The organism is Selenomonas sp., assembly GCF_052169755.1.
Classification (GTDB): Bacteria; Bacillota; Negativicutes; order Selenomonadales; family Selenomonadaceae; genus Selenomonas.
The window spans coordinates 1-6484 of the sequence record NZ_JBQNBV010000118.1 but is presented as its reverse complement, the minus strand read 5'-3'; the positions used below and the strand labels follow the sequence as shown (position 1 = coordinate 6484).

The following is a 6484-nucleotide window of genomic DNA, read 5'->3' as shown; positions in this document are numbered from 1 at the left end:
CGAAGGCGTACCGCGCGTCGCGCTACGGCAAGGGCGAGCCTGCTTACATCAACTGCCCGATGACGGAAGAGGAGTACCGCGCCTTTTGGCAGGCATTGACGACGGCGGAGACGGCGGAGCTGCACAGCTTTGAAAAGCCCGTGTTCTTCGAGGGATGTATGCCCGTCGAGGTCATGGCTTCGCGCGGCGAAAGCACCTTGCTTTTCGGCCCCTTAAAGCCTGTCGGCTTGGAAGATCCGAAGACGGGGGTGCGTCCGCACGCCGTCGTGCAGCTGCGCCAGGACAACGCGGCAGGCACGCTCTACAATATCGTGGGCTTTCAGACGCATTTGAAGTGGGGCGAGCAGCGGCGCGTGTTCCGCATGATCCCGGGACTTGAACATGCCGAGTTCATGCGCTACGGCGTCATGCACCGCAACACCTATATGGATGCGCCGCGCCTTCTCGCGCCGACGTATCAGCTCAAGAAGGATGCAGAGCTTCTCTTCGCCGGACAGATGACAGGTGTCGAGGGCTATGTCGAGTCGGCAGCTTCGGGGCTTGTCGCAGGAAAAAACGCCGCGCGGCTCGCCAAGGGACAGCCGCCGCTCGTGTTCCCTCGTGAAACGTGCCACGGCGCACTCGCTGCCTACATCACGGAGGCGGATTCGCGGCATTTCCAGCCGATGAACGTCAATTTCGGACTGCTGCCGCCCTTAGAAGGGCGCATCCGCGACAAGAAGCGCAAGAAAGAACTGCTCGCCGAGCGTGCGCTTTGTGCGCTCGAAGACTTTCGCGGCGAGATGGAGTAGGAGGACAATCTATGGAACAGACATTTCACGCGACGACCATCGTCGCCGTGCGCCAAAAGGGAAAGACGGCGATCGCAGGCGACGGGCAGGTCACGTTCGGACAGAGCGCCATCATGAAATCGACGGCGCGCAAGGTGCGCCGCCTTTACCACGGCAAGGTCGTCGCAGGCTTCGCCGGCTCGGTCGCCGATGCATTCACGCTCTTTGAAAAATTCGAGGCGAAGCTCGAAGAATTCAACGGCAATTTGATGCGTGCTTCGGTCGAGCTGGCGAAAGAGTGGCGCACGGATCGCGTCCTCCGAAAGCTCGAAGCGCTGCTCCTCGTCGCCGACAAAGAAACGCTTTTGATGATCTCTGGCGGCGGCGAGGTTATCGAGCCGGACGGCGACGTTGCGGCGATCGGCTCGGGCGGCTTCTACGCGCTCGCCGCCGCGCGCGCCCTCGTCAAGCACACGGACATGGAAGCGGCAGAAATCGCGAGAGAAGCATTGACGCTTGCCGCCGATATTTGCGTCTTTACGAATCACAACATCAAGGTAGAGGAGCTGGATTGACTTGCAGGAAAAGGTCGAAATGGAAGAGAACATGCTGAACGAGCAGACGCCGCGCCAGATCGTCGAAGAGCTTGACCGCTACATCGTCGGACAGAAGGAAGCGAAGCGCGCCGTCGCCATCGCGCTCAGAAACCGCTGGCGCAGCCGCAAGCTCGACGCCGCGATGCAGGATGATGTCATACCGAAGAACATTCTGATGATCGGCTCGACGGGCGTCGGTAAGACCGAGATCGCACGCCGTCTGGCAAAGCTCGTCAGAGCGCCGTTCATCAAGGTCGAAGCGACGAAATTCACCGAAGTCGGCTATGTGGGGCGCGACGTCGAGTCCATCGTGCGCGATCTCGCGGAAACGGCGGTGCGTATGGTGCGGCAGGAGCGCATGGAAAAGGTGCGCGAGCGTGCCGCAGAGCTTGCCGAGGAGCGCATCCTCGACGTATTCGTGCCGCAGCCGAAGAAGTCGCAGAACCCCTTGGGCAAACTTTTCGGCGGTACAGACGACGAGGAAAAGGAATCGGAAGAAAGCAAGGAGCCGAAGTATGCAGCGGGGCGCGAGTGGGTCAGAAAGCGGCTCTTGAAGGGCGAGCTGGAAAAAGAGGTCATCGAAATCGAGATCGAGGACTCGGGCAAGCCGATGGTCGGCATGTTCGCAGGCTCCAGCCTTGAGAGCATGGGCGACAATCTGCAGGACATGATGGCGAACCTCATGCCGAAGAAACAGAAGAAGCGCAAAGTCTCCGTCGCGGCGGCGCGCAAGCTCTTCTGCCAGGAAGAAGCCGCGAAGCTCGTCGATATGGAGGAAGTCAAGGACGCCGCCATCCGCGCGGCGGAGAAGAGCGGCATCGTATTCCTCGACGAGATCGACAAGGTCGCTGTCAAAGGGCAGGGTTCCGGCCCCGACGTCTCGCGCGAGGGCGTGCAGCGCGACATCCTGCCCATCGTCGAAGGCTCGACCGTCATGACGAAGTACGGTCCCATTAAGACCGACCACATTCTCTTCATCGCGGCAGGCGCGTTCCACACGGCGAAACCGTCCGACCTCATCCCCGAGCTGCAGGGGCGCTTCCCTATTCGCGTCGAGTTGAAGTCACTGCAGAAGGATGACTTCAAGCGCATTCTGACCGAGCCGCAGAACGCGCTCTTGAAGCAGTACAAGGCGCTCTTGGCGACCGAGGGCATCGCGCTCGATTTCGCGGAAGACGCCATCGACCGTCTCGCGCAGCTCGCCTGCGACGTCAACGCTCAGACCGAAAATATCGGCGCGCGCCGCCTGCATACGATCTTGGAAAAGCTCTTGGAGGATCTTTCCTTTGAAGCTCCCGAGATGGAAGAAAAAGAAATTTGCGTCGATGCCGCTTACGTCGATACCAAGCTCAAGGACATCGCCCGTAACCGCGATGTGAGCCAGTTCATTTTGTAAGGTTTCTCGAAAAGGTGTGGTTTCCATGAACTGCAGAAAGAAAGCTCTCGCCGTTGTTTTTGCCTTTTGCCTTGCGTGCGGCACATCGACGGCTTTTGCCGATCTGCCCGAAGCCGATGTAGCCCCCGGTATTTACAGCTACGACGGCGATCCGAACTTCATCGTGTGGGACTGCGGCTCCCATGTAAAATCGGTGGCTGATGTAAGCTCGGCCTACATCATGAGCGAGGGAGAAGACTATGAGGATTTTGCGTTCCTCTCCTTTGCCGCTTGGTGGAGCGGCAGCGACGGTGCGATGACGGAAGAGCCGCAGCGTACCATCGTGTTCCGCTATAAGAAGAATACGGGGGAATACTATATGCCGTTGTCGAAATTTGGCTCTGTCGAAAAGAGAAATATTGAGGAGTTGGAATATCTTCGTGCAGCCGCACATGAACACAGCGATTAACGCTCGCATGAGTGCTCCAACGAAATCCAAAATCCCGCGTGTTGCGCTGTAGCAAACAGAAAAAGATTGTTCTCCTCGTGTCTTTTATGCTATACTATAGGAGAAATCCCCGCCGCATGAGCAACGGCAAGGCATGAGCGGTCTTTTTCAAAGAATCGGCACAGGAAATGTCCCCCAAAACAAATCCGCGCCGCAAACCGTGCCTGTAAGCCCCGTCGCAACAAGACTTACAGAGCAAGGATTTCAGAACATGAACCCCGCAAGGGGACGGAAAGGTGATATATGCAAAGGATCGCGGACTTATTGAAGGGAATTTCAGAACATGAACCCCGCAAGGGGACGGAAAGTCCTCCTTTCTGGCGTGTGCCCATGAAAATTTTTACATTTCAGAACATGAACCCCGCAAGGGGACGGAAACACCCTAGTCTCCTGATCCTGCCATTACTACACGGTACCAGATTTCAGAACATGAACCCCGCAAGGGGACGGAAATAGGGGGCTTGCGAAAGCAATACCCTCTGTTTTTTTATGCGCCCGAGCATTTTGCTCTGCGGCGCTTTTATTTTTGTAAGAAAACCGTTTAAGGCGATTCGCAGTCCATTAAATTCCTCTAATTATTTCCCCCGCAGGGGCTTATAAAAACCGAGCGAATCTCTTAGAATAGGGGAGATGAAAATTTTGGGAGGTGGTGCGTGACGTATGAGAAAGTATGTACTGGGGCGGCTGCTGCAGCTTGTGCCGATTCTCCTGTGCATCACGTTTTTGGCGTTCGCCGCGATGCAGTTGGCGGGCGACGATGCCGTTGATTTGATGTATGAGAAGTCGGGCGGCGTCTCGGAGGAGGTCAAGGCGGCGAAGCGTGCGGAGCTGGGGCTGGATCGTCCGTTTCTCGTGCAGTACGGGGCATGGCTCAAGGGAGCTGTCACGGGGGAACTGGGGCGTTCGTATATCTCGGGCAAGCCGGTATGGGAGACGTTCATGGAAAAGCTGCCGGCGACGCTCTACCTGATGTTTGCTTCCGTTCTCATGACGCTTGCTTTTGCCGTGCCGCTCGGCATTTTGGCGGCGGCGCGGCAGAATCGCCGGGTGGATGTTCTCATTCGCATCGGTACCTTTGTCGGCAATTCTTTGCCGAATTTTTTCGTGGGGCTTTTGCTCATCTATGTTTTTGCCGTGCGGCTTGAGTGGCTGCCGATTTTGGCGAAGGCGGGCGATGGACGCGCGGTCATTCTGCCTGCGCTGACCTTGGCGATTGCGATGGGCGCGAAGTATACGCGCCAGATTCGCGCCGTGGTCTTGGAGGAGTTGGCGAAGCCTTATGTCGTAGGGGCGCGTGCACGCGGCGTGAAGGAGCGCACGATTCTTGTGAAAAGCGTGCTGCGCAGCTCGCTCGTGCTGATCGTCACGCTGCTCGCGCTGTCGATGGGGTCGCTTCTCGGCGGCACGGCGATCGTCGAGACGATTTTCCTTTGGGACGGCGTGGGGAAAATGGCGGTCGAGGCGGTCTTGGCGCGCGATTATCCGCTGGTGCAGGCGTATGTGGCATGGATGGCGGTGATCTATGTCGTGCTGAATCTCGCGGCGGATATTTTTTATCGTCTGCTCGATCCGCGTGTCGGCTATGAAAAGGCGGGTGCGTCATGACGGCGCACAGGTATCGCCCGCTGCTGCCGTATATAGCGGCGGTGGGCGTCGTGCTCATCGTCGCCGCCTGTGCGCCGCTCTTGTCGCCGTATGATCCGTATGCACAGGATTTGGAGCGGGCGCTTCTCGCGCCGAGCGCCGAGCATCTTTTGGGGACGGATCGCTACGGGCGCGATCTCTTGTCGCGCGTCCTCGTGGGGGCGCAGACGACGCTCGGGTCGGCGCTGTTTTTGCTGCTCTTTGTGAGCGGCGCGGGCAGTTTGATCGGCGCGGTTTCGGGCTATCGCGGCGGGCGGTTCGATGCCGGCTTCATGCGGCTCGCTGATCTGCTGCTCGCGTTTCCGCAGCTCGTCTTTGCGATCGCAATCGCGGGCGCTTTCGGCGGCGGGCTTTTTTATGCGGCGGCGGCGCTTGCCTTCCTCGGCTGGGCGAAGTATGCACGCATCGCACGCGGTTTGACGCTCTCTTTGTGCGCACTGCCGTACATGGAAGCGGCGCGCATGGCGGGCGGCAGTTCTCTCGCCGTGCTGCGGCATCACGTCCTGCCGAATATCGCGGGACCGATTCTCGTCACGGCGGCGCTCGATCTCGGCACGCTCACGATGGAGCTGGCGGGACTTTCGTTTCTCGGGCTCGGCGCGATGCCGCCGACGGCGGAATGGGGGTCGATGATGAGCAGCGGACGCAGTATGCTGCAGACGACGCCGTGGGTCATCTTAGCGCCGGGGGCGGCGCTCACCCTCACGGTGGCGGTGTTCAACCTGTTCGGCGACAAGCTGCGCGATGTGTTGGCGCCGAAGGAAGTAAGCAAGTAGGAAAAAGAGGAGGCTACAGAAAATGAAGATGAATAAGAAGAGATTGGCGGCGGCTTTGGCAGGGCTTTTCGCGGCGGCGATTTTCGCGGGCTGCGGCGCGGACAAGAACGAGGCGGCAGGGGAGAAAGTCTTTACCTACGGCACGATGTCGTACGGCGTGGCGATGGAGAATGCGGGCACGAACCCGCATGTTTCCTACAACGGCTGGAGCACCTTGCGCTACGGTATCGGCGAGACCTTGTTCCGCTTCAATGAGAAGATGGAGCCTGTGCCTTGGCTTGCCGAGAGTTTTGAGCAGGTCGATGAATATACGATGAAGATCAAGCTGCGCGACGATGTCGTGTTTTCCAACGGCAAGAAGATGACGGGTGAGGCGGTAAAGGCGTGCTTGGAAGATCTCGTGGCGAAGCATGACCGCGCGCCGAAGAATCTGAAGCTCAAGTCCATCACGGCGGATGGGCAGACCGTCACTCTCGTATCGAGTGAGAAGATGCCGACGCTCATCAACGCATTGGCGGATCCCTACGCCTGCATCATCGACATGGAAGCGGGAGAAAAGGATCGCATCGTCGTCGGCACCGGCCCGTATGTGGCGCAGAAGGTCACGGATACCGAAATGGAGCTTTCGAAAAACGAGAAGTATTGGGGCGCTGTCAAGCCGAAGCTCGACAAGATCATCGTCAAGAGCATTGCCGACGGCGATACGCTGACGATGGCGATGCAGAGCGGCGAGCTTGATGCCGCGCAAGGTCTGCCCTATGCGAGTTTGGAGCTTTTCCAAAAGGACAGTGCGAAGTATAAAATCAGCCAAGCCG

The 6484-nt window shown here is 58.5% G+C and carries 7 protein-coding genes; all 7 read left to right on the top strand.

Features of this window, described 5'->3' with window-relative positions; all coding sequences use genetic code 11:
• The coding region (gene trmFO, locus ACTTKG_RS08390) for a methylenetetrahydrofolate--tRNA-(uracil(54)-C(5))-methyltransferase (FADH(2)-oxidizing) TrmFO (protein ID WP_442673766.1) at positions 1–791 on the top strand (791 nt) is incomplete at its 5' end.
• Between the two features lie 11 nt (positions 792–802).
• A complete protein-coding gene (gene hslV, locus ACTTKG_RS08385) occupies positions 803–1345 on the top strand; it encodes an ATP-dependent protease subunit HslV (RefSeq protein ID WP_442673765.1) in 543 nt (180 codons plus the stop codon).
• Between the two features lie 19 nt (positions 1346–1364).
• Positions 1365–2762: an ATP-dependent protease ATPase subunit HslU gene (gene hslU, locus ACTTKG_RS08380; protein ID WP_442673764.1), complete on the top strand. Its 1398-nt coding sequence runs from the start codon at positions 1365–1367 to the stop codon at positions 2760–2762.
• Between the two features lie 25 nt (positions 2763–2787).
• Positions 2788–3210, top strand: coding sequence for a hypothetical protein (locus tag ACTTKG_RS08375; protein ID WP_442673763.1), 423 nt, complete (start codon positions 2788–2790; stop codon positions 3208–3210).
• A 699-nt stretch (positions 3211–3909) separates the two neighbouring features.
• Entirely contained in the window at positions 3910–4854 is a 945-nt protein-coding gene (locus tag ACTTKG_RS08370) for an ABC transporter permease (RefSeq protein ID WP_442673762.1), read from the top strand.
• Positions 4851–5669, top strand: a complete 819-nt coding sequence (locus ACTTKG_RS08365; RefSeq protein WP_442673761.1) for an ABC transporter permease — start codon at positions 4851–4853, stop codon at positions 5667–5669. Before ACTTKG_RS08370 ends, ACTTKG_RS08365 begins: the two co-directional genes overlap by 4 nt.
• A 22-nt stretch (positions 5670–5691) precedes the next feature.
• A partial coding sequence (locus ACTTKG_RS08360; RefSeq protein ID WP_442673760.1) for an ABC transporter substrate-binding protein occupies positions 5692–6484 on the top strand: 793 nt, incomplete at its 3' end.

What these genes read in the sequence shown, in the direction of transcription:
- hslV (WP_442673765.1), top strand. Translation starts at nt 803, where the DNA reads ATGGAACAGACATTTCACGCGACGACCATCGTCGCCGTGCGCCAAAAG.
- hslU (WP_442673764.1), top strand. Translation starts at nt 1,365, where the DNA reads ATGGAAGAGAACATGCTGAACGAGCAGACGCCGCGCCAGATCGTCGAA.
- ACTTKG_RS08375 (WP_442673763.1), top strand. Translation starts at nt 2,788, where the DNA reads ATGAACTGCAGAAAGAAAGCTCTCGCCGTTGTTTTTGCCTTTTGCCTT.
- ACTTKG_RS08370 (WP_442673762.1), top strand. Translation starts at nt 3,910, where the DNA reads ATGAGAAAGTATGTACTGGGGCGGCTGCTGCAGCTTGTGCCGATTCTC.
- ACTTKG_RS08365 (WP_442673761.1), top strand. Translation starts at nt 4,851, where the DNA reads ATGACGGCGCACAGGTATCGCCCGCTGCTGCCGTATATAGCGGCGGTG.